Genomic DNA, 25,595 nt, shown 5'->3' with positions numbered 1-25,595 from the left:
AGTTTTTTAAGTTAAAATCCAAATATCCCCTTACCTCCGCTGCTGCGCGGTTTTTTACCGGTAAGCATACCAAATATTCCCCGGACAATTTCTTTGCCTATCTGCCTGGTTATTGTCGCGCCCATGACTTGCTCAATGATACTTTTTTCTCCTTTTGCAGGAGCTGGTGTTTGCTCCACCTCCCCTTGGTCTCCTAATTTATCATTAACACGTTTGGTTAGTATTTCATATGCGCTTTCAGGATCGATAGCCTGTGCGTATTTTGTAGTCATAGGACTGGCTTGAACCAAAGAATTATAGTCTGCAAGTGCTAGTGGAGCCATAATGGCTCTGGGGGGAGTAAGCATGGTTGCTGCTACCTCCGTTGGTATACCTTTCTCGTTTAATACGGTAATTAATGCCTGGCCCGTTCCCAGTGATGTTAATATTTCATCAATCTTGTAAAAATCCGATCGGGGATAAGTATTGACTGTCTTCTTTAAAGCATCGGCATCATTGGGCGTGAATACCCTTAAAGCATGCTGTATACGATTTCCTAATTGTGACAATACGCTTTCGGGTACATCTGTAGGCGCCTGAGTGCAAAAGAAGACGCCTATGCCCTTAGATCTGATTAGCCTGATGATGGTTTCGATTTGTTCTAAAAAGGCTTTAGAGGAGTTGTTGAATAGTAAATGGGCTTCATCAAAAAAGAAAACCAGTTTAGGTTTGTCCAAGTCGCCAGCCTCCGGCATACTGTAAAATATTTCGGCCAGTAAGCTTAACAGGTATGTAGAGTATAAAACTGGTTGGGTCTGAACATCAGAAATATTCAGCAAGCTAATTGTTCCTTTACCATCTACTTTTTCAAAAAGATCTTCAATATCAAAAGAACGTTCCCCAAACATAGCGCTTAGTCCTTGTTGCTCTATGGTTACTATTTTTCTTAAAATGGTACCTGAGGTAGCAGTTGATATTTTGCCATAAGTGCTTTTAATCTCTTCAGCGCCTTCATCTTCGGCCAGGTAGTTAACTAATTTTTTAAGATCATTCAGGTCTATAATGGGCATTTTATTGTCATCCGCATATTTGAATATAACTGCTAATACGCCGGATTGGGTGTCATTTAAATCAAGGATTTTGGCTAACAGGGTGGGGCCAAACTCCAAAACGGTTGCTCGCATTTGTGCACCAAGCTTACCTGATAATGAATAAAGTTCCAGGGGAAAGCCCGATGGATTAAATGGTTTATTAAGCTGTTGAGACCTTTCCTCAATTTTAGGGTTACTAACTCCAGGTTGGTTTAATCCGGATAAATCACCTTTTACATCTAACATAAAAACAGGCACTCCGGCATCCGATAGTTGTTCGGCAAGCAGTTGTAGTGTTCTGGTTTTTCCTGTACCAGTCGCTCCGGCAACCAATCCGTGCCTGTTCATCATATGTAAGGATAAGTTTACTTCAGCGTCAGACAGTACCTCACCATTTAATATACCAGCACCTAAATAAATATATGAACCGGATGGTTTATACGAAGCTTTAATTTTTTCTGTGAATTTTGCTGATTGATCGCTCATAAGTAATTGATTTTTAACGATGATATTATAAAAGTAACAAAACCCATGGGATTAAAAAAAGAAAGGGGGGTGTCTGAAAAAAATCAAACACCCCTCCTTTTTTTATTAGCTAATATTATTTACCGTATCTGAAATCGTGATCTTTTTCGATGTTTAATAAAGCATGATAGATCAAGCTGATTACATTGTCTACATCTTCCTTGTGGATCATCTCGACTGTGGTATGCATATAACGTAGTGGTAATGAAATCAGTGCAGATGGAACACCTCCATTAGAATATGCAAAAGCATCAGTGTCGGTACCTGTTGAGCGTGAAGATGCCTGGCGTTGGAAAGGAATATTATTCTTTTCAGCAGTTTCAATCAACAATTTATTTAGGTTGGTTTGTACTGCTGGGGCATAAGAAACTACAGGCCCTTTACCGCAAGCCAAATCACCCTGAGTTTTTTTATTGATCATTGGTGTGGTCGTATCATGCGTTACGTCGGTAATAATTGCAACATGAGGTTTAATTCTGTGCGCAATCATTTCGGCACCACGTAAACCAATTTCTTCCTGTACCGAGTTTACAATATACAATCCGAATGGAAGTTTCTTTTTATTCTCCTGAAGTAAACGCGCCACTTCGGCAATCATAAAACCACCCGCTCTGTTATCCAACGCTCTGCCAACATAATAGCGGTCGTTTAAAACCATAAATTCATCTTCGTAGGTAATTACACAGCCTACATGAACGCCTAGTTTTTCCACTTCATCTTTGGAAGTACATCCGCAATCCAGGAATATATTTTTAAGGGCAGGCGCTTCTTCTTTTTCACCACCATGACGGGTGTGTATCGCTGGCCATCCAAATACAGCCTTTACCATACCTTTGTCAGTATGGATATTAACCCTTTTAGAAGGCGCAATCTGATGATCTGAGCCTCCATTACGGATTACATAGATTAATCCATCCTCGGTGATGTAATTCACAAACCAAGAGATTTCATCCGCATGTGCTTCAATTACTACTCTAAATTCGGCTTTAGGATTAATTACACCTACAGCGGTGCCATAATTGTCAATAAAACTTTCATCGATATATGGTTTTAGATAGTCAAGCCATAATTTCTGACCTGGATATTCAAAGCCGGTGGGAGAAGGGTTGTTGATATATTTTTCAAAAAACTGCAGTGATTTTTTATTAACCACAGTAACATGATTCTGCTTGTCGTCTTTCTTTTTAGCCATTATTCTGTTTTTTTATTGTAAGCAAATATATAAAACCGGGGATAAGTCGCCGGTTAATTGTTCAGTTGTAACTCCATGGTGACAAATTCAATGCCGTTACTGATATAGGGTTGATCAGTCTGTATCATACCAAACTTGTTGTAAAACCCTGTGGCAGAAACACGGGCATTAAACCATAGTTTTTGTCCGCCCATTTCATTTACATAATTGATGACATGATTTAGCAATATCGTCCCATAGCCTTTACCTTGTTCGGTAGTTTTAGTCGCAAATTTTCTGAATTGGTAAATATTCCCTACGTTAAATAGGGAAACGACGGCAATGAGTTGATGGTTTGCATATAGTCCGAAATGTAAACCATTAGGATCATCCGCTAGTTTAATTGCATCAAAAGGTAAATCAGGATACATCGCCTCATGCCTGATGGGCCAGGTTAAATCAAATCTGATCTGCTCAATTTGAGTTTCCAAATGGTTAGGCTTTAAATTTTATAGAGGTATATTTCCGTGTTTTTTGCGGGGCGTATTTACAACTTTGTTTTCCAGCATTTTAAAGGCTTTAATGAGCTTATTTCTGGTTTGCGAAGGTTCTATCACCTCATCTACAAAACCGCGCTCAGCAGCACGATAAGGGTTAGCAAAAGTTTCAGAATAAAGCTTTTCCTTCTCTAGCCATTTTTCTTCTGGTTTTTCTGCAGTCGTAATTTCTTTTTTGAAGATGATTTCGGCCGCACCTTTAGCCCCCATAACAGCAATTTCTGCTGTAGGCCATGCATAATTTAAATCGGCACCAATATGTTTGGAGTTCATTACGTCGTAGGCGCCGCCGTAAGCTTTTCTGGTGATCACTGTAATGCGTGGCACCGTAGCTTCACTAAAGGCATAAAGTAATTTAGCCCCATTAGTAATGATCCCATTCCATTCCTGATCTGTTCCTGGTAAAAATCCTGGAACATCTTCAAAAACGAGTAGGGGGATGTTGAAACAATCGCAAAAACGGACAAACCTTGCTGCTTTAGTTGAGGCATGGTTGTCTAAAACCCCAGCAAGGTAAGCTGGCTGATTGGCTACAATACCAATGCTTCTGCCTGCAAGACGGGCAAAGCCGACAACAATATTCTCCGCATAATCCTTATGCACCTCTAAAAAGCTCTCGCTATCTGTAGTCGCCTCAATAATACTCCGCACATCATATGGTTGATTTGCATTTTGAGGCATAATGTCATTTAATGCCGGCCTATTCTCATTGGCCATTTCGTAAGGCAATTGAGCTGGTACTTCCTCACAATTTTGCGGCATATAGCTCAGCAATTTTTTTACATGATTGATCGCATCAAGCTCATTGCTACAGGCAAAATGAGTTACACCCGATTTGGTAGCATGTGTAGAAGCACCACCAAGTTCTTCCGAACTCACTTCCTCGTGTGTTACTGTTTTAACCACATTAGGGCCAGTAACAAACATATAAGAAGTGTTTTCCACCATTAATATGAAATCTGTAATGGCAGGAGAGTATACCGCTCCGCCAGCACAAGGGCCCATGATAGCCGATAATTGAGGGATAACCCCTGATGCCTGAACATTTCTGTAAAAAATATCAGCATAACCGCCCAAGGAAACCACGCCTTCTTGTATGCGGGCACCACCGCTATCATTCAAACCAATAACAGGAGCACCGTTCTTCATGGCCATATCCATGATTTTGCAAATCTTTTCGGCATGAGTTTCTGATAATGAGCCACCAAAGACAGTGAAATCCTGAGAGAATACGTATACCAAGCGGCCATTAATATTGCCATATCCGGTTACTACACCATCACCTAAATATTTTTCGCGTTCCATCCCAAAATCGGTACTGCGATGCGTAACCATCATTCCGATTTCTTCAAAAGAGTTTTCGTCCATTAAAAAATGGATTCTTTCCCTTGCAGTAAGTTTGCCTTTTTTATGTTGACTTTCAATTCGGGCTGTACCACCACCAGCCAGAGCTTGTTGAATTTTATCTTCTAGTAACTCTATCTTATCCTTCATTAAAAATGATTTTATCAAATATTATAAATATATCTATTACCAACGATATTGCAACCTCATCGTAAATACATCATCCTTAAGATCATTTACATATTCAGGTAATTCAGTAGTGTCGTTTACAACATGCTCGTTATAAGCCGTTAATTTTATTCTTGGACCAACCTGACAAGTCATGCCATAGCCTAAAGTACTAAATTTAATATCTCCAGCGGTAGTGAAGCTGTTGGGCGCACCAATCTCACTTTCCTTAACATCAGTATTAGGATCGTAAACATCATAAGCTAATAATGCAGTGAACCTACTTTTTGCTATCCGTTGAGAAAGCCACAGGTAATATCCTGAAAATGGGCGCAGATATAGATCGGTAGCTGGTTGTGCCGCAAAACTCTGGCTGGCAATCGCACCTGTAGTGCTCGATGTGCTGGCTACACCAGGTTGTGTACCCGCAACATATTCTGCTTTAAATGATGTAGCTCCGAAAGTATTGTCATACTGTATTTGCAAGTTTCCACCATAATAATTACGTTTTGCATTCGATCCTACATTATTTGGGCTTGTGTTTTTAACAAAGCCATTGCTTGTACTTGTATAATAGGTTTCCTTATCATTACGTACCGAGCCTTTATAAAAGGAACCGCCAAAACCTATATGTAGTTTTTTGTTGGCGAGACTGTCAAACCTAAAGCCGAGGTTCCCAACAATATCTTTTTTAGTGTCATAATCTCTTGCTGAGTATCCACTTCCGTTAATTACGGCCAATTCGGCAGTTAAGAAATGGAACATTTTATGGTCTGGTCTAAAGGTAACCATAGCACCAATATCTCTTTCGCGGGGCATTAAGGTTTGGAATACTCTAGCTCTTTCCGGAAAATCGCGATATCCTGATGAATATACAATAGAGTATCCAAAAGGGCGGTTGAACAATCCAGCAGTAAACAATAAGTTTTTTGAATCAGGTCTATGCAGTTGTATAAAAGCATCCATTAATGCAACACCATTTTGTGTGGCATCAATTTGAAAAACAATACTTGAATATTTGTCAGAACGGTCAATTTTTAGTCTACCTCTACGGATCATGAAACGATCCTGTGAGTTTTTTTCAAAATTTCCACCAGAAAACGATGATATCCCTGGTGATTGTGCACGTTGATATTGCGTTTGAAGGTAACCTGTAATGGCAATTTCGTGTGGATCGTAGCTAGAAGGGGAGTTATTGCTCTGTGAAAATGCAAAAAACGGGCATAAAAGCAATAAACTGAATAATAATTGTTTCATAAACAGATGAAGGTATATAAGTGGCCTAAATTACGCTTAATGCTTCATTTTTCTATAAATTGATGAGTAGATTTTCAATTTTATACAAGTAAACTATTGTTTTATCACAACTAAATTACATTTTTATTACATCTTGATTTGCTAGTTAACCTATTTTGGAGTTATTTTTGAAGATAGCTAATACTAAAACCAGAGATAAATGTTCCTAAGGAAATATCGTTTATTTATTATTATCGCCTTTCTTGGCATCTTCTCAGCGAAGATGATGATATCTGGTGCGCCTGTGTTTTTTAATCATATTGACAAAGAGATTATGAACGCTGTGATAATGCAAATAGAAGTAGAGCATAGCGCAGATGGCGAAAGCGGCAAATCAAAAGTAAAACTTTGTGATTTTAAAATCGATATGCACTACGACTATAGCTTTTCGGCTGTACTTAGTCATTATGGTATAAACAACAGTTTTATTAATCATTTTAAACGATACGTCGATCCATTCCACCCTTCGGTACCAACGCCGCCTCCTAACAGGTGCTGATTTTTTGCTGCAGAACTCCCTCGTAGGGATAGCTATGCATTTTTTAAAAAATTAGTTACAACATTAGAATTATTTTTATGCAAAGTGGAAACTCAGTCTTTTCAAGATTGGAAGTGAAGAAGTATATATTAAAAAAGAATTTAAAGCGTGATTTGCCATCCAGTATCGTAGTATTTCTGGTAGCATTGCCTTTATGTTTAGGAATAGCACTAGCCTCAGGTGCTCCGTTATTTGCGGGTCTTATTACAGGTATAGTTGGGGGAATAATTGTGGCGAGTCTTAGTGGCTCGCAGTTAAGTGTAAGTGGTCCGGCGGCGGGATTAACCGCTATTGTTTTGGGTGCTATAGGTACGTTAGGAGGTTATCAAACCTTTTTACTTGCTGTGGTTCTTGCCGGTGCAATGCAACTTGTGCTTGGTTTATTAAAAGGTGGTACTATAGGCAACTATTTTCCGTCAAGCGTAATTGAAGGGATGTTAGCTGCAATTGGACTAACCTTGATTCTTAAACAATTACCTCATGCGTTAGGAGTTGATTCAAATTTTTTTGGAGATGAAAGTTTTTTCCAAGGCGATAATGAGAATACCTTTTCCGCTGTAGGAAATGCCTTAAATCATTTTACCTTGGCGGCCGTAGTGATTAGTGGATTGTCTATCTTAGTGCTTATTTACTGGCCTAAGTTTAAAAAACTTAGTGCAATTCCTGCTCCATTGGTAGTTGTAATTTTAGGTGTTGGCTTAAGCTTGGTTTTTCAAGGTACAGGATATGCCCTAGAGGCAAAACAAATGGTAGAAATACCAGTAGTAAGTGGCTGGTCGGAGTTTAAAAATTTGTTTATAGCACCGGATTTTTCGCAAATTATGAATGGAAAAGTTTGGGTAGTAGCTGCCACCATTGCTGTAGTAGCGAGTTTAGAAACTTTGTTAAGTATTGAGGCTGTTGACAAAATTGATCCTATTAAAAGAGTGTCGCCAACCAATAGAGAGTTAATGGCTCAAGGTGCGGGTAATATGGCTAGTGGTTTGTTGGGTGGTTTACCTTTAACATCAGTTATTGTACGTAGTTCGGCAAATGTAAATGCAGGTGGACGAACCAAGATGTCAGCAATTTTTCATGGATTATGGTTGCTTTTATCGTTACTTTTTATTCCAGGTTTGATAAATATGATACCTTTGGCATGTTTAGCTGCTATACTATTGGTAACAGGTTATAAACTTACACGAGTGGCATTATTTAAGCACATGTTCCACAAAGGTTGGGACCAGTTCGTTCCATTTGTGATCACGATCGTAGCCGTACTGCTTACTGACCTTTTAAAAGGCGTAGCCATAGGTATGCTATTCTCTGTATTTTACTTGCTACGTACCAATATGCGTAATCCATACTTCTACAAAATTCAGGAAGAAGGAAATAAAAAGAACATCAGAATTAAACTGGCAGAAGAAGTATCTTTCTTAAACAAAGCTGCTATTCAGGTCGTTTTAAATAACATTCCAAAAGAAACAAATGTGATTATTGATGGAACCAACTCCCGGTATATTGATCCGGATGTGTTGGAGACCATTTTTAATTATAAGCACAACGCTTATACAAAGGGTGTCATTGTCATGCTTGAAAACGTAAAGGAGCAGTATACCGTACCAAAATTGAATAATAAAGTCATTGAAGAAATTAATAATTAAAATATTATGTGTGCTAAATTAGAAAAACAAGATACAGACAAAATAACATACGAAGGTCTATTACAGGGAAATAAGGATTGGGTAGCGGAAACGCTTAAAGAAGATCCAACATTTTTCGCCAGACTTTCTGCTGGTCAGGCTCCTCCGGTTCTTTGGATTGGATGTTCTGACAGTCGTGTGCCGGCAAATCAAATTACGAATACAATGCCCGGTGATATCTTTGTACATCGTAACATTGCAAATGTAGTTACACATACGGATATGAATTTACTGAGTGTGTTGGATTATTCAGTTAATGTATTAAAAGTAAAACATATCATTGTGTGCGGCCATTATGGTTGCGGTGGTGTAAATGCTGCTTTGGGTGATAAACAGGTTGGTTTGATCGACAATTGGTTAAGAAATATCAAAGACGTTATCCGGATGCATGATCGTGAGATGCAAACAATTAAAGATCCTGTAAAGAGATCGAATCGTTTGGTTGAACTCAATGCAATAGAAGGTGCAGCGAATGTTATGAGTACATCTATTGTGCAAAATGCTTGGGCATCAGGTCAGGAATTGGCTGTTCATGCTTGGGTGTATAGTCTGGAAACAGGATTGATTAAAGATCTGCAGGTAAGTGCATCTGGGCCTGAAGATATTTCTCCGGTATTTAAAATGCAAGCTCAAAAATAGAGCGTAATTCTAACCTTAAATAAATAAAGGTTCCTTGCATATTCAATGCGGGAGCCTTTTTTTATTATTCGTTTTGGACAAAGTTATTGTACTGAAATTACTATCTTAGATTAGCATATGAGAGATTAGTTTTGAACCCAATGATAAATTGATAAAGATGAAAAAGGAAAATTATAAAAATGTGATGACCGCCTATTCATTGATAGGGTTGGTACCTCCTTTAGGTATATTGTTTATTATTATCGACTGGCTAAAGGGAGCTAAAGTAAATGCAGCCTCTGTTATAGGTGTATTTTTGGGAATTGTACTAACCGTAGTATATTATTTGCAATTAAGCGGTCAAATGTAGCTGTTGCCAGTCCATAAGATTTGATAACTAACAATTTTAGTTTAGACATACAAAAAACTCCCGGTTCATCACCGGGAGTTTTTGTTTTTGTGTGCGCCCGGCACGGGCGCAAGCTCTAGGGTGGAAGTCCCGAACGCGCCTTGATAGTGGGAAGCGTTAACCTAAGGCAAGGGTGTCCTCCGTGAGGAGGAATCTGAAGGAAGCCGGCGGTAAATCTCCGGCCTGACGAACAGGAAGCGAATCAGGCAGTTGGATGTGGGTGAGTTTGCACAACAAAACAAAGCCCTAAACTATCCGAAACATCCTGCTGTATATTCGACAGGTATATGGAGAGAAAGTTTGCGCTCTTACCCGGGGAGATCTGCCGGGCAGTTGCCGGAGGGGGATGCGCCTCCCGAAGGAACAAGGTTCTGTAGCAATACACAACTGGCCCCGCAGAAGTCAGCAGAGGCCATAGTACTTTTTTTTAGAAGGAAGGGCTGAACATTAAACGTCCGAGTAGTACTACCGGAAATGGGATTGTCGTAAAGAAAGCAGAAAACTCCGAATGGAGAGCTGGGCCTGTAAGGAATATGCTGGAAGCAGAAAAGTAGCAGGGAGCGCTGAGCGATGTCTTGAAAGAAAGCAGGAAACAAGGAAACAGAGGGGAAAAAAAAAGCAATTCGACATGTTACTCGAAGAAATCATTAGTAAAAGCAACCTGCATCCGGCCTATGACCGGGTTGTGGGAAACAAAGGGGCTGCCGGAGTTGATCATATTGGTTTTTCAGACTTTTCCGAGCAGGTTAAAGCTGAATGGTCATTGATCAAAAGCCAACTGGAGGAAGGTAAATATGGGCCTAAAGCAGTCAAGCGGGTTAAGATTCCTAAGTCTAATGGAGGGGTCCGTTTATTAGGTATCCCTACATACATGGATAGGCTGATTCAACAAGCTATCTCGCAGGTACTGGTTAAACTGTATGATCCTGATTTTTCGGAAAATAGCTATGGCTTTCGCGCCGAGAAGAATGCCCATCAGGCCTTGGAAAAGGCAAAGGAGTACATCAACGCAGGCTATAGCCATGTTGTAGACCTTGATCTGGAACAATTCTTTGACCGGGTAAACCATGACTACCTGATGAATGAACTAAGTAAGAACATCGCTGATAAGCGAGTGTTAAAACTCATTCATAGTATACTTCGGGCTGATATTGATGACGATGGGAAGATGGTGTGTTGTAAACAAGGCGTTCCACAAGGAGGTCCACTAAGCCCATTACTTTCTAATATTATTCTGGATAAACTGGATAAGGAACTAGAAAGGCGTGGGCATCGTTTTGTGCGGTATGCGGATGATTGTAGCATCTACGTGAAGAGTAAGCGGGCAAGAGATCGGGTGATGGAAAGTATCAGCGCCTACATTGAAAAGGAACTAAAACTCAAAGTCAATGTAGAGAAGAGTGTGGTGACCCGGCCATGGCGAACCCGATTACTAGGGTTTACTTTCTATCATAAGAAGGGCTCCAAGGGTATTACCGTACACCGGAAAAGCATTGTCATCTACAAGGATAAGATCCGTGGCATCACCTGTCGAAGGAAACCCTCTACGATGGAAGATCGGATGATGCAAATCAGACAATTGAACCAAGGTTGGGGAAATTACTTTAAGTTGAGTGATGCTAAAACGGTATTCGGAGAGTTGGATGAATGGGTTCGTAGTCGGGTTCGACTATGCTACTGGGTTCAATGGAAACAGGTAAAAACTCGTGTTAAGCAGCTTGAGAAACTAGGGGTAAAACCCTATCAAGCCTATCAATGGGGAAATACTCGTAAAGGCTATTGGAGAACGGTGCATAGTCCGATCCTGACCAGGACGCTTAACAACGCATTTTTAAAGAAACAAGGGCTACTAAGTCTTAAAGAAATAGTAGCCCCTAAAGCTGTTTATGTTTAATGAACCGCCGTATGCCGAACGGCACGTACGGTGGTGTGAGGGGACAGGTAATCAAATAATGATTACCTTCCTACTCGATGACCAAAAATCACCTTCTCTGAGGAGAACGGTTATTTTTTACCCTAAGAATGGATAACGATAATCCTTTGGCATATCAAAAGTTTCTTTGATCGCACGTGGAGATACCCAACGTAAAAGGTTGATCATTGAACCAGCTTTATCGTTAGTACCAGAACCTCTGGCGCCACCAAATGGCTGCTGTCCAACTACCGCACCAGTACACTTATCATTGATGTAGAAGTTTCCTGCTGCATTTCTCAAAGCGTGTGATGCTTTTTCAATAGCATAACGATCCTGAGCAATTACAGCACCTGTTAATGCGTAGATAGAGGTTGTGTCGATAATTTCTAATACCTGATCAAAATCTTTGTCCTCGTAAACGTAAACCGTCAAAACAGGGCCAAACAACTCTTCGCACATTGTTGTATATTTTGGATCGTCAACAACTAAAACTGTAGGCTCAATAAAGTAACCTTTAGATTTGTCGTAACCACCACCGGCCATAATTTCTACGCCTTTATCTTTTTTAGCCTCATCAATATATTTAGTCAGCTTATCAAAAGAGTTCTCATCAATAACTGCGTTCATGAAGTTGTTGAAATCTTCAGTACCACCCATTTTAAAGGTAGCTAGGTCGCGCAACATATATTCTTTTACTTTAGGCCATACACTCTTAGCTACGTAAACACGTGAAGCTGCCGAGCATTTTTGTCCCTGGTATTCAAATGCACCACGGATAATTGCAGTACTTGAAGCTTCAGCCTCAGCAGAACCATGTACTAAAATAAAGTCTTTACCACCAGTTTCACCAACGATACGTGGGTAGGTTTTAAACTTATGAATGTTATTACCAATAGTTTTCCATATGTTTTGAAAAACACCAGTAGAACCTGTAAAGTGTATACCTGCAAAATCAGGGTGACTAAAAATCACATCACCTGCATCAGGACCTGATACGTAAACAAGGTTAATTACACCATCGGGTAAACCTGCTTCTTTAAAGATCTGCATCAATACATTGGCTGCATAGATCTGCGTGTTTGCTGGTTTCCAAACCACTACGTTACCCATCATGGCAGCCGAAGTAGGCAAGTTACCTGCAATAGCTGTAAAGTTAAATGGAGTTAGGGCGAATACAAAACCTTCTAGTGGGCGTTGCTCAACTCTGTTCCATGATCCTTTAGGAGATACAGGAGGTTGTTGTTTATAAATATCGGACATGTAACTTACGTTGAAACGTAAGAAGTCAATCAGCTCACAAGCTGCATCAATTTCTGCCTGGTAAGCATTTTTAGATTGCCCCAGCATAGTCGCTGCATTTAACTTATAACGATAAGGACCAGCAATTAGATCTGCTGCCTTTAAAAAGATCGCTGCACGGTGTTCCCAAGCTAGGTTTTCCCAGTTAGCTTTAGCAGCCAGAGCAGCATCAATTGCTTGTGTTACATGAGCTTTCTCGCCCTTGCTGTATTGTCCAAGAATATGTTGGTGATCGTGAGGAGGAGTAACCTTGCCTTTATTGTCAGTATGGACTTCCTTACCAGCAATATGCATTGGTATTTCAATCTGTTTAGCACGGGCATCGGCAATAGCTGCCATTAAAAGTTCACGTTCTTTACTTCCTGGGGCATAACCCAAAATGGGCTCATTTACAGGAGTTGGTACGTTAAAAAATCCTTTAAGCATGATATAATAAGTTGTTTTTACAAAGGTAGTTTTTATTTTTATTAGAGTGGTAAAATGCTGCATTCTGTATTATCTTCATACAATGCGCTGATATAATTCTTATTTTTGAACCCTAAACATGATTAAATATCTAAGATTACTACTGTTCCCTTTTTCCATTGGCTATGGAATAGTCATTGTATTAAGAAATAAGTTATATGATCTAGGACTTTTTAAATCAACACGTTTTGACATTCCTGTAATTTGTGTGGGTAACCTGGTTGTAGGAGGATCTGGTAAAAGCCCGGTAACCGAATATTTAGTAAGCCTGCTTTCTGATCATAAGATCGCGATACTCAGCAGAGGATATGGCCGGAAAACTAAAGGTTTTATCCTGGCAGATGAAAGCGCTACGGCACAAACCATAGGTGATGAACCTATGCAATTTTATAGCAAATTTAAACAAATTACTGTCGCCGTTTGTGAAGATAGAGTGACAGGGATTAATCGGTTAAAAGACAGTCATGACCTGATTATCTTAGATGACGCCTACCAACACCGGAGTGTAACTCCAGGATTCAGCATTTTGCTTTTCGAATACCAAAAATTATTAAGTCCGCAGTTTTTGTTGCCTGCAGGGAATTTACGCGAACCTTTTTCGGGCTATAAAAGAGCACAAGCACTGCTCATTACTAAGGGGCCTATAGTAATTGCAGAAGGGGAAAGATTGAAATGTGTCGAAAGATTTAATGAAAAGGCCAAGAATGAGCTGTCTTTTTCATTTATTACCTATGGCGAATTAAAGCATTTGTTTTCGTCTGCCACACAGCCTTGTGCATCAATAACTTCTAACACAACTGTGTTTTTGCTTACTGGTATCGCCAACCCATTACCTTTAATTAACTACTTAAAGACCTATTCAGGTGCGATTCAGCATCATGATTATCCTGATCATTATCACTTTCGCATGCAAGATGTGATGAAACTTGTTCAGGCTTTCAATAACGATCCTTCGAAAGAAAAAATCATTGTTACAACAGAAAAGGATGCACAACGTTTATTAGATGTTAGTTTCAAAGAATTACTGTTAAATTTACCTGTGTTTTATTTGCCGATTAAAATAGAACTACAAAAAGAAGATAAAAATACATTTGATCAAAAGATTTTAGACTATGTTTCAAGCACTACACGAAACCGTTGAATATATAAAACTCAAAACGAATAATTTTCAACCTGAAGTTGGAATTGTTTTAGGGACAGGCCTTGGTGGCCTGGTTAACGAAATAGAGGTCGAGTACAATTTAATGTATTCTAATATACCTAACTTTCCCATATCTACACTTGAATTTCATTCTGGGAAGTTAATCTTTGGAACTTTAAGAGGTAAAAAAGTAATTGCCATGCAGGGTCGCCTACATTACTATGAAGGATATAGCATGCAGCAAATTACTTTTCCAATCAGAGCAATGAAGGCATTGGGGATACATTGTTTATTTGTTTCAAACGCTGCGGGGTCTTTAAATCCAAACTTTAAAAAGGGAGATTTGATGATCATTAATGATCACATCAACTTGCAGCCAGAAAACCCTTTAAGAGGACATAATGATGCCGACATGGGACCAAGGTTTCCGGATATGAGCCAGCCTTATAGCCGCAAACTGATTGATGCTGCTATGCAAATTGCAGAAGAAAACAATATCGATTGCCACCAGGGAGTTTATGTTTCTGTAACAGGTCCTAACCTGGAGACTAAAGCAGAATATAAGTACCTTAGAATAATTGGTGGTGATGCCGTTGGGATGAGCACCGTGCCGGAAGTTATTGTAGCTAAACACATGAATGTGCCTGTCTTTGCAATTTCTGTGTTGACAGATGAAGGCTTTCCAGAAGTGTTATTGCCAGTTAGTTTAGATGAAATATTGGAAACTGCAAGGACTGCAGAACCTATGATGACAAAAATATTAAGCCAGTTAATTTCTACACTGTAATGTATAAACGCATTGTTTTATTTGTTAGTTTGCTGTTTACCATTGGTGTTGGGCGATTGTGCGCGCAGGATTTAAAGACGACGGTTAGAGATAATAAGGAACTCGATTCTCTAAGGAAAAAAGAAGAAGGGGGATTGGATTCAGTCGTATTCACTTCTAAATATATAAGGTACACTACCCTTAAATTGTCTAAAGACAGCATCCAAACAATGGCTTTGGATACAAGTTTAAATGGCTTTCAAAATTTTAGCGTGTTGTTGCAGCCGCGTACGCCGACAGTAGGTATTGGAAATCTAGGCTTAGCCGCTATGCCCATGTTGTTTGAGCCATCAAAATCTATTGGTTTTGATGTAGGTTTCCATTCGCTCGATTATTACGCAATGACCCAGGATGATGTTAAATATTATCAGGCCAGAACTCCTTTTAGTAGTCTCTATTATCTTTCAGGAGGGGAGGCTGAGCAGGTTTTTAAAGTGATTCTCTCTCAAAATATTAAAAAGAACTGGAACATAGGGGCTAATTTTAACCGGATAGGCGCAAATGGGATATATCCGAGACAAAGAGGCGATGATCTTAATGGTGCATTTTTTACCTGGTATCAATCTCCTAATAAACGTTATAACTTATGGAGTAATGCCGTTTTTAATACTTTAAAAGCAATGGAAAATGGTTCCATTACTAATGATTCGGTTTTTACGATTCCAGCTAACCGCGTCATCAGTAGAATTGCTGAACAAGTAAGGTTAAATACAGCTAAACAATTATGGCGTCAGGGTTCTTTTTTTATAAAGCAATCTTATTTTGTTGGTCGGATAGACAGCTCGGCTCAAGAAATATCGGATAAGATATTGCCAACCAATAAAATTACCTACACGTTTAAGTATGATAAAAATGCTTATTCTTTTCAGAAGGATGAAGCAGACGATCGTACTGTAATTCCAAAAGGATACGCTGATAGTACATTTACGAATGATTCGACTAGTTATACGCGCATTCAAAATGAGTTTTTATATAGTTTCTTTCTGAGGGCAAAGTCAAGCGCCTTCATTAAAAACGAGTTGAAACTGGATGCAGGAATTAGACACGAGTATTATAACTATTCGCAATTGGCCCTATATAGGGATGGTACTAATTTTTATGATTATGAGGCCACCTTTCAAAATATGACTTTGCTAGGGGCGGCGGGATACCGATTCAGTAATCGTATTGATTTGAATTTGGATGTAGAACAGATATTTCAAGGACGAAATATGGGGGACTTTCATTATGAAGCTAGAAGCAATGTCTTACTAAGTAATTCAATTGGCCGAGTAGTTTTGGGAGCATATTTTGAAAATAAATCTCCGGCAGAGATTTATAACCGATATTTTGGTAACCATTACCGTTGGATCAATGATTTTGACCGAACAAAAACGGTTAATTTTTCTTTTAAATACGAGAATCCAAAATTGAAACTGGATGCTACGGCAAATTATTATCTGATTAATAATTACATGTATTTTAAAGCGAATTTACCAACAAACGGAGATCCAACCGTTGCTGAGGTTCTTTCTGTTACGCCAACTCAGCTTGGGACAAGTTTAAATCTGTTAAAAATTGCTGTTGGCAAGAAATTTACTTTTGGCAAGTTCCATTTGGATGGTTACGTTGTTTATCAGAAGACAGATAATCCAGGTGTGCTCCGTACTCCTGAGGTTTATACTTTTAATAGTTTCTATGTAAACCAAACTTTCTTTAAAGCACTTAAAACCAATGTAGGTTTTGATGTGAGATACAATACACCTTATAGAAATTATTCTTATTCACCTGCGCTTGGCCAGTTTTACGTAGGATCTGATGAAAGCTTTGCTACTACGCCGATTGTTGATGTTTGGGTAAAAGCGAGCTTAAGAAAGGCTAATCTGTTTTTGAAGTGTGATTATGTAAACCAAGGTTTACCAGTCAAAGGATATTACGGTGTTAATCGCTATCCAATGCAAGATAGGGCATTGTTCAAGTTTGGCGTACAATGGAATTTTTATGATTAAGTTTTCTGCGGTTTCTTTTTAGCCGCAGGAAATAATACATTGTTTAATATCAAACGGTATCCCGGTGAGTTTGGATGTAGGTTTAAATCTGTAGGAGGATCGCCTACCGCATGTTGATAATCTTCAGGATCGTGCCCACCATAAAAAGTAAATTGTCCCTTTCCAATTTCACCATTTAAATAGCGCACTTCTTCAGCTCCCTTGTTTTCGCCCAGTACGGTAACGTTAGGTTTCACCAGGCGCTTTCTAAAGGCTGTGGTTTGTCCCATAAAGCCTTTGATTACCTTGTCGTGGTTTTGAGTTAGCATTGTCGGTACAAGGTCCCATTTGGCCGAAAAGTCAAATAAGGTGAAGAAATCGTTGCTTTGGACTAAACTACGGGTTTGGGTGACATCAATATCCGAAAATTCGTAATTGGAAGGATTTAGATCAAGCTGAAAATCTTTAAAGGCGAAGGTTCTATTGAATTTTAACTTAGCCTGAGCTTGCGGATCTGCGGGGTCACCATCAAACATGCTTTCACAAATGTCAAGTCCTTCGGCACTTAAAGCAATGTCAAAGCTATCGGTTCCAGAGCACATGGCAAATAGGAAACCACCACCAGCGCAAAATTCCTTTATTCTTTTAGCTACTTCAAGTTTCATTTCCGAAACCTTTTTTAAGCCGTTGCGCTTTGCTGCGGCCTCTTGATTCTTTACATCCTCACGATACCAGGTTGCATTTCTAAAAGCATTCCAGAAACGTCCATACTGCCCTGTAAAATCCTCATGGTGCATGTGCAGCCAGTCGTAGCCAGATAGTTTATCTTTTAATACCTCATCATCGTATACTACATCGTAGGGGATTTCTGCGTAAGTAAGCACTAAGGTTACGGCATCATCCCATGGCAATTTACTCTTAGGGGAGTATACCGCTATTTTTGGCGCTTTTTCAAGCTTTACCATTTCCATGTTTACCTGTGGGTCGCTGATCTCGTTTAGGATCGCTGTAACTTTGCCGTCTGCTAAAACTTGATAGGATACCCCTCGTGTTTTACATTCATCCTCGATAGCTTTATTGTATTTGATTAAAAAGCTTCCTCCTCTATAATTTAAAAGCCAACTTACATCAGCTTGCTGTTTGATCCCCCAGTAGGCTATGCCATAAGCTTTAAGGTGGTTTTTTTGATCTTCATCCATATAGATTAAAATAGATGATGCTTTAAGCGCAATGCTAAAGAATAGCAAGAAAAATAATATACTTAATCGTTTCGAAATCATAAACCCTGGCATAGGTACGAATGTAATTATATAACGACACAAAAAGAAGGAAATTATAGGATCAGTCAAGATGTATATTTCATGTTGTGCAACCGGTTGCGTTACTTTTAGGGCTGTTTATTTTCATCGGTCAAAAATAAATACAATTTTTATGCAAAATAAGTTGGGATTTATGAATTTACAATTACCTTTATGCAAACGGTTGCACGATTAATTATTAAACCAAATGATATGTATTTATTAGGCCTCGATATAGGCACATCTTCTATTAAAGTTTCAGTTGTTGATGTGGATACCCAGAAGCGGGTGGCTACGGCTCAATATCCCGAAGAGGAAGTGGAAATCAAATCCCTTAAATCTGGATGGGCGGAGCAATCACCTGTTGACTGGTGGCAAAATGCTGTTCATGCTATTCTTCAATTAAATGCAACAGGAATCTTTAATCCTAAGGATATTAAGGCGATAGGTATCGCTTATCAGATGCACGGTTTGGTGATTGTTGACAAAGAACAAAACGTTTTGCGCGATAGCATCATTTGGTGTGATAGTAGGGCGGTAGACTTGGGGGCGCAAGCTTTTGATGCCATAGGACATGATAAGTGTTTACAGGAGATGCTAAATTCTCCGGGTAATTTTACAGCTTCTAAGCTGGCCTGGGTAAAGAACAACGAGCCTGAGATCTACAGCCAGACCGATAAAGTAATGCTGCCGGGGGATTTCATTGCCATGAAATTCACAGGGAAGATTACGACCAGTATTGCATCTTTATCTGAAGGTGTGTTTTGGAATTTTGACAAGGATGAAGTGTCTAAAGAAGTAATGGAACATTATGGAATTGATCAAAAATTAATCCCCGACATTAAACCACTCTTCTCTATCCATGGATCCCTTAAAGCTGATGTAGCTGCGTTATTGGGATTGCAGCAAGGGATCCCGGTTTCTTATAAGTCTGGTGATCAGCCTAACAATGCTTTGTCTCTAAATGTGCTTAAGCCAGGCGAAGTTGCAGCTACCGCCGGAACTTCGGGCGTAATTTATGGGGTAAGCAATGAGCTGACTTACGATCCAGAGTCGAGGGTGAACACTTTTGCACATGTTACTTATGCTAAGGAGCAAAAACATACTGGTGTATTGTTATGTATCAACGGTACAGGAAGTATGTACAGATGGGCAAAACATAATTTTGCACCTCATTTGTCCTATGCTGCACTTAATGATCTTGCAGCTACAGCACCCATTGGAAGTAAAGGATTAAAAGTATTGCCTTTTGGCAATGGTGCCGAACGGATGCTGAATAATAAATATACAGGAGCACAATTGTTGGGCATCGACCTCAATTTACATAAACAAGCTGAAATTTTTAGAGCAGTACAGGAGGGCATCGCGTTTGCATTTCGCTATGGGCTTGATATTATGCGCGAAAATGGAATGCAACCAAAGGTGATCAGGGCAGGCATGGCTAACTTATTTTTAAGTGAGGTATTTGCACAAACATTTGTCGATGTAACCGGCGTTCCGGTAGAGCTCTATGAAAATGATGGTAGCGTAGGAGCGGCACTTGGAGCAGGTATTGGAGCGGGGATTTTTGAAAGCCCTGAAGCGGCATTTACACAACATGAGCTGATCAGGTATTTGGAGCCTAAAAATTCTGAGGCCTACGAGCCCATATACGCTGAATGGAAAAGCCTTTTAAACAAAGCATTATAATTAGAATCAAAAAATATATCAACATGACAAAAGTAGTAACAGGAGCAAAGGAATTTTTTAAGGGAATTGATCAGATACAATTTGAAGGGCTGAATAGCGATAATCCGCTGGCTTTTAGATGGTATGATGCAAATAGAGTTGTAGCAGGAAAAACCATGAACGAGCATTTTAAATTTGCTTGTGCTTATTGGCATTCATTTAATGGAAATGGTGCGGATCCTTTTGGTGGCGCTACACACATTTTTCCATGGGATGAAAAGAAAGATGTGGTAGAAAGGGCAAAAGATAAAATGGATGCTGCCTTTGAATTTATTACGAAGATGCAATTGCCTTATTACTGTTTCCATGATGTGGATGTGGTAGATTATGGCGATGATATTGCTGAAAACGAGCGAAGATTGCAAGCTTTGGTGGAGTATGCGAAGGAAAAACAAGCCAGTAGTGGCGTGAAATTACTTTGGGGAACAGCCAATCTATTTAGCCACAAACGTTACATGAACGGGGCATCAACCAACCCAGATTTTCATGTACTTGCACACGGTGCGGCGCAGGTTAAAGCTGCTTTAGATGCAACAATTGCATTAGGTGGAGAGAATTATGTTTTTTGGGGTGGAAGAGAAGGCTATATGAGCTTATTGAATACCAATATGAAACGTGAGCAGGAGCATTTGGCTAAGTTCTTACATACCGCTAAAGATTATGCACGCAAACAAGGTTTTAAAGGCACATTTTTTATTGAGCCAAAGCCATGTGAGCCATCTAAACATCAGTATGATTACGATGCAGCAACAGTAAGGGGCTTTTTACAGGAATATGATTTGCTAGCTGATTTTAAACTTAATCTGGAAGTGAACCATGCAACTTTAGCCGGACATACCTTCCAGCATGAATTACAGGTTGCAGTGGATAGTGGTTTATTGGGTTCAATTGATGCAAATAGAGGAGATTACCAAAATGGTTGGGATACAGATCAATTTCCTAATGACATCAATGAATTAACTGAAGCGATGCTGATTATTTTAGAAGGTGGTGGTTTAAAAGGTGGTGGTGTTAACTTTGATGCCAAGATTCGCCGTAATTCAACTGATCCTGCCGATCTTTTTTATGCACATGTTGGCGGTATGGATATTTTTGCCCGCGCCTTGGTAACCGCAGATGCCATTCTTCAAAAGTCAGATTATAAAACTATAAGGGCCGATCGCTACGCTTCTTTTGACAGTGGTAAGGGGGCCGAATTTGAGCAAGGGAAGTTAAGTATGGAAGATTTAAGGAACTATGCTGTACAACAAGGTGAGCCTGAAGTGCGCAGTGGGAAACAAGAATACTTGGAAAATTTAATCAATCGCTATATTTAAATTTATTTTAATCGTAGTTTGTAACCGATTATTAAACCTAACTAAACCAAATTGATGAAAACCAACGTGCTGGATACGAAAGATTATATCGTATTCTTAATTTACTTTGTAATTGTAGCGGCTTATGGGCTCTATATTTACAATAAGAAAAAATCTGCCGCCAGCGGTTCTAAGGATTATTTTCTTGCAGAAGGCTCCCTTACCTGGTGGGCTATTGGAGCTTCTCTAATCGCCTCAAACATTTCGGCCGAACAATTTATCGGGATGAGTGGCTCAGGCTTTAAAATGGGGCTCGCAATTGCTACCTATGAATGGATGGCTGCGGCAACACTTATTGTAGTAGCCGTTTTCTTTATTCCGGTATACCTGAAAAATAAAATCTCTACCATGCCCCAATTCCTTCATCAAAGGTATAATGGAACGGTAGCGATGATCATGGCTGTTTTCTGGTTGCTGTTGTATGTAGTGGTTAATCTAACCTCTATCCTGTACTTGGGCGCATTGGCGGTAAGCAGTATTTCGGGCTTCAACCTCGATCTTTGTATGTATGCTATCGCAGCGTTTGCGATCATCATTACCTTGGGTGGAATGAAGGTTATTGGCTATACTGACGTGATCCAGGTATTCTTTTTAATCCTTGGTGGATTGGCCACCACTTATCTGGCCCTTAGTTTAGTCTCAGAACATTATGGAACAACAGGGATTTTAGATGGTTATAAGTTGATGACCAGTAAGGCTTCTGAGCATTTCCACATGGTACTGAAACCAGATAATGAAAATTATATCGACCTTCCGGGACTGAGTGTGCTTGTAGGGGGGATGTGGATTGTGAACTTGAACTACTGGGGTTGTAACCAGTATATCACGCAACGTGCTTTAGGAGCTGATCTGAAAACAGCTCGTTCGGGTATTTTATTCGCTGCGTTTTTAAAGTTATTGATGCCTATTATCGTAGTATTGCCTGGTATAGCTGCTTACGTGCTATATAAGGATGGAGCCTTTCAAACCGAAATGCTTCAAGATGGTTCTGTAAATCCTGACCGCGCGTATCCTGTATTACTTAATCTTTTACCTGCCGGATTAAAAGGGCTTTCTTTTGCAGCACTTACTGCTGCGGTAGTGGCTTCTCTGGCTGGAAAGGCAAACAGTATTGCGACTATATTTACGTTGGACATTTATAAAAAAGTAATTAAACCTGATGCTACGGAAGCTAATCTAGTGGTAACAGGTAAAATTGCGATTATAGCAGCCATGATTTTGGGCGTACTGATTGCTCCGCATTTGGGAATTGACAAAAAGGGCGGTTTCCAGTACATTCAAGAATATACAGGCTTTGTATCACCAGGTATTTTTGCCATGTTTATTCTAGGATTCTTCTGGAAAAAAACGACATCTAATGCAGCCCTATTTGCTACTATAGGTGGTTTTGGACTTTCTTTATTGCTTAAGTTTTTACCTGGTATGGTCGATCTTTCCTGGTTGTCGGAATTCGGCTTTGCAGTTAAAGGTTCGGCTGGTATTTATGAAATACCTTTCTTAGACAGAATGGGCTTTGTGTTTTTATTCTGTGTGATCGGAATGATTATCATCAGTCTGGTAGAAAACAAAGGTGAGGAAGATGCTAAAGGACTTGAAATTGATGCAACTATGTTCAAAACTTCTACAGGTTTTGCTGTTGGAGCTTTAATTATAGTGGGCATTCTTGTCGCACTTTATAGTGTATACTGGTAATAATACTAACCGTTATTTGGTGTTTCTAATGCCAAATAACGGTCTTTTTATTATACTTGCACAAATTTGCTATTCCCCAGATTTTGAAGAAAAAAACAACTATATACGATATTGCTAAGGAACTGAACATTACAGTTTCAACAGTGTCCAGGGCGCTTAGCGGTTTTCCTGCAATTAGTGAATCAACAAGACAAAGCGTAATTGATGTAGCGAAAAGACTTAACTATAGTCCTAATAAGCTAGCTTCTGCGCTTAAATCAGGGAAAACTTATATTGTCGGTGTAATTGTGCCAAGCGTTCAGGCACATTTTTTTGCTTCAATTATCCATAGCATAGAAGAAGGATTAAAAGATAGCGGTTACAGAATCATCCTATACCAATCTAATGAATCTGTCGAAAATGAGATTAAAGGTGTAAAAACGCTGCTTGAGGCTCAGGTAGATGGGATTATGGCTTCAATGTCACTAGAGACTAACGAAGTGTCACATTTTCAAGAGATTATAAATCAGAATAAACCCCTCATTCTTTTTGATAGAATTAGCCCAAAACTAAAAGTCCCAACCGTTACCCTGAACGATTTTCGGGCAGGTTTTTTAGCAACTCAACATCTCATTGATCAAGGCTATAAGCGCATCGCTTTTGTAACTACTATTCACCAGATCCAAATTTTTAATGATCGTTTGGAAGGTTATAGAGAAGCCATGAAAGTGAATAACTTGCCTGTGAATGAAGCGCAACTCATTTTTGGTGGCTTGTCCATAAAAGATGGAAGATATGGTGCTGGCAGACTTTTACGTGGCGATAATATGCCCGATGCTATTATTGCTGGGGATGACTTTACTGCTCTTGGGGTGATTAAGAAGCTAAAGGAGGTTAACCTGGTTCCACCGAAGATAGGGGTAATCGGGTTTGCGAATGAAGCTTTTTCAGCCTATATCACGCCGAGTTTATCTACGGTGGATCAACATCCGAATCAGATGGGACAGGATTGTGCTGAACTGTTTTTACAAATGATCAAACAGGATAACCCTTACGATGACATCCGTAACGTTATTCTGGAACCTACAATCGTAGAAAGACAATCAACAGAATTATAATTTTTTGTTAAAATCCGATTGAGTTTCCTCCATCAACAGGCATTACTACGCCGGTGATATACTTTGCACTAGCCGAACTTAGAAAGTAAACCGCGTCGGCAACATCTTCGGGCTCACCCATTTTTGCCATTGGCGTTCTGGAAAATACCTTGTTTTTTCTCTCTGGATCGGCATCTAATGCTTTGGCAGACATCGCTGTTTTTATAAAGCCAGGAGCAACGCAGTTGATCCTGATTCCTAATGGCGAAAGTTCAGTAGCCATTGCCCTTGTCATTCCTTCTATTCCTGTCTTCGCTGCCGAATATGCAATTACTTTTGGGATGCCGTATTGCGCTGCCATCGAACTAATGTTTACAATAGCGCCACTTTGTGCATCAATCATTTTTTTTACCACTTCGCGACTAATGCTAAATACTGCAGATAAATTGACTTGAATTACATTTGCAAAATCTTCATCTGTCACCTCGATAAAAGGCTTTTTCATATTAATGCCAGCATTGTTTACCAGCACGTCAATCTTTCCAAATGAGGCATGAATCTCTTCAATAAGCGCCGGAATACCTGCAAGGTTTTGAAGATCAAATACACGATAGCTACATAGCTCCCCAAATTCGGCAGCAGCAGTTTTTAATTTATCTTCATTTCTACCGATCATGATGACATACAGACCTTCCTGAATCAATTTTTTGCTGATGGCTAGACCCAATCCAGCTCCACCGCCTGTTACTATGGCAATCTGTTTATTCATTTTATTGTTTTTTTCTTTGTGGTGATGCGTTAAATTTTGGAGGACGTTATATTTGGGATGACCAAAGTAAGGCTATTTTTTTAAAGTTACAATCGGTTGCATAAATATTTGAAATATTAAAAACAGCTATCCTTTTGATTAGCGCACTGTCTTTTGCATATCAGCGCAAATTTCTCTAAGTTTGCCGTTTATAAAATTTTATCATGAGCAAAGCAATAATTAAAACAGATAAAGGTGACATGACCGTTCAGTTTTACGATCAGGATGCACCAAATACAGTTGCCAACTTTAAAAAATTAGCTAACGAAGGTTTTTATAATGGAGTAACATTTCACAGGGTGATCCCTAATTTCGTTGTTCAGGCAGGATGTCCTAACTCTAAAGATGCTGCTACAGCACACTTAGCAGGCACAGGTGGTCCAGGTTATAAAATTGATTGCGAATTAACAGGAGAAAACCAACACCACGAACGTGGCGTATTATCTATGGCTCACGCCGGAAGAAATACTGGTGGTTCACAGTTCTTTATTTGCCACAGCAGAGACAATACAGCACACCTTGACAGAAATCATACTTGCTTTGGTAAAGTGATTGAGAATGTTGATATTGTTGACGATATTAAACAAGGCGATAAGATTTTAAGTATTGAAGTAATAGAAGATTAATTCTAAACTTCTCAAAAACAA

21 protein-coding genes are annotated in these 25,595 nt (G+C 39.4%); 13 read left to right on the top strand and 8 right to left on the bottom strand.

The window, feature by feature from the left end; translation table 11 throughout:
• Positions 1-11: 11 nt before the first annotated feature.
• The 5 genes from EZ444_RS14950 to EZ444_RS14930 all read right to left on the bottom strand — a co-directional run bounded on the left by EZ444_RS14950 (position 12) and on the right by EZ444_RS14930 (position 6,092).
• Entirely contained in the window at positions 12-1,556 is a 1,545-nt protein-coding gene (locus tag EZ444_RS14950) for a helicase HerA-like domain-containing protein (RefSeq protein WP_131609977.1), read from the bottom strand.
• Between the two features lie 115 nt (positions 1,557-1,671).
• Entirely contained in the window at positions 1,672-2,787 is a 1,116-nt protein-coding gene (locus EZ444_RS14945; RefSeq protein WP_131609976.1) for a M42 family metallopeptidase, read from the bottom strand.
• Between the two features lie 53 nt (positions 2,788-2,840).
• Positions 2,841-3,257: a GNAT family N-acetyltransferase gene (locus EZ444_RS14940; RefSeq protein WP_131609975.1), complete on the bottom strand. Its 417-nt coding sequence runs from the start codon at positions 3,255-3,257 to the stop codon at positions 2,841-2,843.
• Positions 3,258-3,275: 18 nt separating this feature from the next.
• Positions 3,276-4,817 carry an acyl-CoA carboxylase subunit beta gene (locus EZ444_RS14935; RefSeq protein ID WP_205945276.1) on the bottom strand — a complete coding sequence of 514 codons (1,542 nt, stop codon included), beginning with the start codon at positions 4,815-4,817 and terminating at the stop codon, positions 3,276-3,278.
• 36 nt (positions 4,818-4,853) lie between these two features.
• Positions 4,854-6,092, bottom strand: coding sequence for a porin family protein (locus EZ444_RS14930; protein WP_131609974.1), 1,239 nt, complete (start codon positions 6,090-6,092; stop codon positions 4,854-4,856).
• A 199-nt stretch (positions 6,093-6,291) separates the two neighbouring features.
• Here EZ444_RS14930 and EZ444_RS14925 point away from each other — a divergent pair, with 199 nt between their 5' ends.
• The 5 genes from EZ444_RS14925 to ltrA all read left to right on the top strand — a co-directional run bounded on the left by EZ444_RS14925 (position 6,292) and on the right by ltrA (position 11,272).
• Positions 6,292-6,630, top strand: a complete 339-nt coding sequence (locus EZ444_RS14925) for a hypothetical protein (RefSeq protein ID WP_131609973.1) — start codon at positions 6,292-6,294, stop codon at positions 6,628-6,630.
• Positions 6,631-6,707: 77 nt separating this feature from the next.
• The gene (locus EZ444_RS14920; protein WP_131609972.1) at positions 6,708-8,312 is read left to right on the top strand and encodes a SulP family inorganic anion transporter; all 1,605 of its coding nucleotides are present in this window, start codon (positions 6,708-6,710) and stop codon (positions 8,310-8,312) included.
• Positions 8,313-8,318: 6 nt separating this feature from the next.
• Positions 8,319-8,990 carry a carbonic anhydrase gene (locus EZ444_RS14915; protein WP_131609971.1) on the top strand — a complete coding sequence of 224 codons (672 nt, stop codon included), beginning with the start codon at positions 8,319-8,321 and terminating at the stop codon, positions 8,988-8,990.
• 157 nt (positions 8,991-9,147) lie between these two features.
• On the top strand, positions 9,148-9,339 hold the full coding sequence (locus tag EZ444_RS14910) for a hypothetical protein (protein ID WP_131609970.1): 192 nt from the start codon (positions 9,148-9,150) through the stop codon (positions 9,337-9,339).
• A gap of 667 nt (positions 9,340-10,006) precedes the next feature.
• Positions 10,007-11,272 (top strand): group II intron reverse transcriptase/maturase, encoded by a 1,266-nt coding sequence (ltrA, locus tag EZ444_RS14905; RefSeq protein WP_131609969.1) that lies wholly within the window; start codon positions 10,007-10,009, stop codon positions 11,270-11,272.
• A gap of 117 nt (positions 11,273-11,389) precedes the next feature.
• Here ltrA and pruA read toward each other — a convergent pair whose 3' ends face one another.
• Complete coding sequence (pruA, locus tag EZ444_RS14900; RefSeq protein WP_131609968.1) at positions 11,390-13,018, bottom strand: L-glutamate gamma-semialdehyde dehydrogenase; 1,629 nt, start codon at positions 13,016-13,018, stop codon at positions 11,390-11,392.
• Positions 13,019-13,136: 118 nt separating this feature from the next.
• Here pruA and lpxK point away from each other — a divergent pair, with 118 nt between their 5' ends.
• The 3 genes from lpxK to EZ444_RS14885 are packed head-to-tail and all read left to right on the top strand — an operon-like array spanning position 13,137 to position 17,012.
• A complete protein-coding gene (gene lpxK, locus EZ444_RS14895; RefSeq protein ID WP_131609967.1) occupies positions 13,137-14,198 on the top strand; it encodes a tetraacyldisaccharide 4'-kinase in 1,062 nt (353 codons plus the stop codon).
• On the top strand, positions 14,170-14,985 hold the full coding sequence (locus tag EZ444_RS14890) for a purine-nucleoside phosphorylase (RefSeq protein WP_131609966.1): 816 nt from the start codon (positions 14,170-14,172) through the stop codon (positions 14,983-14,985). Before lpxK ends, EZ444_RS14890 begins: the two co-directional genes overlap by 29 nt.
• A complete protein-coding gene (locus tag EZ444_RS14885) occupies positions 14,985-17,012 on the top strand; it encodes a putative porin (RefSeq protein ID WP_131609965.1) in 2,028 nt (675 codons plus the stop codon). Before EZ444_RS14890 ends, EZ444_RS14885 begins: the two co-directional genes overlap by 1 nt.
• Here the strand turns inward: EZ444_RS14885 and EZ444_RS14880 are convergent.
• Complete coding sequence (locus EZ444_RS14880; RefSeq protein ID WP_205945280.1) at positions 17,009-18,190, bottom strand: asparagine synthetase B; 1,182 nt, start codon at positions 18,188-18,190, stop codon at positions 17,009-17,011. The genes EZ444_RS14885 and EZ444_RS14880 overlap by 4 nt on opposite strands.
• 312 nt (positions 18,191-18,502) lie before the next feature.
• On the opposite strand from EZ444_RS14880, the gene EZ444_RS14875 reads away from it, so the two are divergent.
• The 4 genes from EZ444_RS14875 (at position 18,503) to EZ444_RS14860 (ending at position 24,161) form a co-directional block, all read left to right on the top strand.
• On the top strand, positions 18,503-19,978 hold the full coding sequence (locus tag EZ444_RS14875) for a xylulokinase (protein WP_131609963.1): 1,476 nt from the start codon (positions 18,503-18,505) through the stop codon (positions 19,976-19,978).
• Positions 19,979-20,001: 23 nt separating this feature from the next.
• A complete protein-coding gene (gene xylA / locus EZ444_RS14870; protein ID WP_131609962.1) occupies positions 20,002-21,333 on the top strand; it encodes a xylose isomerase in 1,332 nt (443 codons plus the stop codon).
• A gap of 54 nt (positions 21,334-21,387) precedes the next feature.
• Positions 21,388-23,064 (top strand): sodium/sugar symporter, encoded by a 1,677-nt coding sequence (locus tag EZ444_RS14865; protein ID WP_131609961.1) that lies wholly within the window; start codon positions 21,388-21,390, stop codon positions 23,062-23,064.
• A gap of 83 nt (positions 23,065-23,147) precedes the next feature.
• Positions 23,148-24,161, top strand: a complete 1,014-nt coding sequence (locus tag EZ444_RS14860) for a LacI family DNA-binding transcriptional regulator (RefSeq protein ID WP_131609960.1) — start codon at positions 23,148-23,150, stop codon at positions 24,159-24,161.
• A 7-nt stretch (positions 24,162-24,168) separates the two neighbouring features.
• On the opposite strand, the gene EZ444_RS14855 is transcribed toward EZ444_RS14860, so the two are convergent.
• Positions 24,169-24,909, bottom strand: a complete 741-nt coding sequence (locus EZ444_RS14855; protein WP_131609959.1) for an SDR family NAD(P)-dependent oxidoreductase — start codon at positions 24,907-24,909, stop codon at positions 24,169-24,171.
• A gap of 203 nt (positions 24,910-25,112) precedes the next feature.
• Between EZ444_RS14855 and EZ444_RS14850 the strand changes: the two genes are divergently transcribed.
• Positions 25,113-25,574, top strand: a complete 462-nt coding sequence (locus tag EZ444_RS14850) for a peptidylprolyl isomerase (protein WP_131609958.1) — start codon at positions 25,113-25,115, stop codon at positions 25,572-25,574.
• Positions 25,575-25,595: the final 21 nt, after the last annotated feature.

Origin of the sequence: Pedobacter hiemivivus (genome assembly GCF_004331685.1) — a bacterium.
GTDB classification, from domain to species: Bacteria; Bacteroidota; Bacteroidia; order Sphingobacteriales; family Sphingobacteriaceae; genus Pedobacter; species Pedobacter hiemivivus.
This window is presented reverse-complemented; position numbering and strand designations above follow the sequence as displayed.

What these genes read in the sequence shown, in the direction of transcription:
- lpxK (WP_131609967.1), top strand. Translation starts at nt 13,137, where the DNA reads ATGATTAAATATCTAAGATTACTACTGTTCCCTTTTTCCATTGGCTAT.
- EZ444_RS14950 (WP_131609977.1), bottom strand. Translation starts at nt 1,556, where the DNA reads ATGAGCGATCAATCAGCAAAATTCACAGAAAAAATTAAAGCTTCGTAT.
- EZ444_RS14890 (WP_131609966.1), top strand. Translation starts at nt 14,170, where the DNA reads ATGTTTCAAGCACTACACGAAACCGTTGAATATATAAAACTCAAAACG.
- EZ444_RS14920 (WP_131609972.1), top strand. Translation starts at nt 6,708, where the DNA reads ATGCAAAGTGGAAACTCAGTCTTTTCAAGATTGGAAGTGAAGAAGTAT.
- xylA (WP_131609962.1), top strand. Translation starts at nt 20,002, where the DNA reads ATGACAAAAGTAGTAACAGGAGCAAAGGAATTTTTTAAGGGAATTGAT.
- EZ444_RS14925 (WP_131609973.1), top strand. Translation starts at nt 6,292, where the DNA reads ATGTTCCTAAGGAAATATCGTTTATTTATTATTATCGCCTTTCTTGGC.
- EZ444_RS14865 (WP_131609961.1), top strand. Translation starts at nt 21,388, where the DNA reads ATGAAAACCAACGTGCTGGATACGAAAGATTATATCGTATTCTTAATT.
- EZ444_RS14930 (WP_131609974.1), bottom strand. Translation starts at nt 6,092, where the DNA reads ATGAAACAATTATTATTCAGTTTATTGCTTTTATGCCCGTTTTTTGCA.
- EZ444_RS14880 (WP_205945280.1), bottom strand. Translation starts at nt 18,190, where the DNA reads ATGGATGAAGATCAAAAAAACCACCTTAAAGCTTATGGCATAGCCTAC.
- EZ444_RS14910 (WP_131609970.1), top strand. Translation starts at nt 9,148, where the DNA reads ATGAAAAAGGAAAATTATAAAAATGTGATGACCGCCTATTCATTGATA.
- EZ444_RS14915 (WP_131609971.1), top strand. Translation starts at nt 8,319, where the DNA reads ATGTGTGCTAAATTAGAAAAACAAGATACAGACAAAATAACATACGAA.
- pruA (WP_131609968.1), bottom strand. Translation starts at nt 13,018, where the DNA reads ATGCTTAAAGGATTTTTTAACGTACCAACTCCTGTAAATGAGCCCATT.
- ltrA (WP_131609969.1), top strand. Translation starts at nt 10,007, where the DNA reads ATGTTACTCGAAGAAATCATTAGTAAAAGCAACCTGCATCCGGCCTAT.
- EZ444_RS14850 (WP_131609958.1), top strand. Translation starts at nt 25,113, where the DNA reads ATGAGCAAAGCAATAATTAAAACAGATAAAGGTGACATGACCGTTCAG.
- EZ444_RS14935 (WP_205945276.1), bottom strand. Translation starts at nt 4,817, where the DNA reads ATGAAGGATAAGATAGAGTTACTAGAAGATAAAATTCAACAAGCTCTG.
- EZ444_RS14855 (WP_131609959.1), bottom strand. Translation starts at nt 24,909, where the DNA reads ATGAATAAACAGATTGCCATAGTAACAGGCGGTGGAGCTGGATTGGGT.
- EZ444_RS14885 (WP_131609965.1), top strand. Translation starts at nt 14,985, where the DNA reads ATGTATAAACGCATTGTTTTATTTGTTAGTTTGCTGTTTACCATTGGT.
- EZ444_RS14875 (WP_131609963.1), top strand. Translation starts at nt 18,503, where the DNA reads ATGTATTTATTAGGCCTCGATATAGGCACATCTTCTATTAAAGTTTCA.
- EZ444_RS14945 (WP_131609976.1), bottom strand. Translation starts at nt 2,787, where the DNA reads ATGGCTAAAAAGAAAGACGACAAGCAGAATCATGTTACTGTGGTTAAT.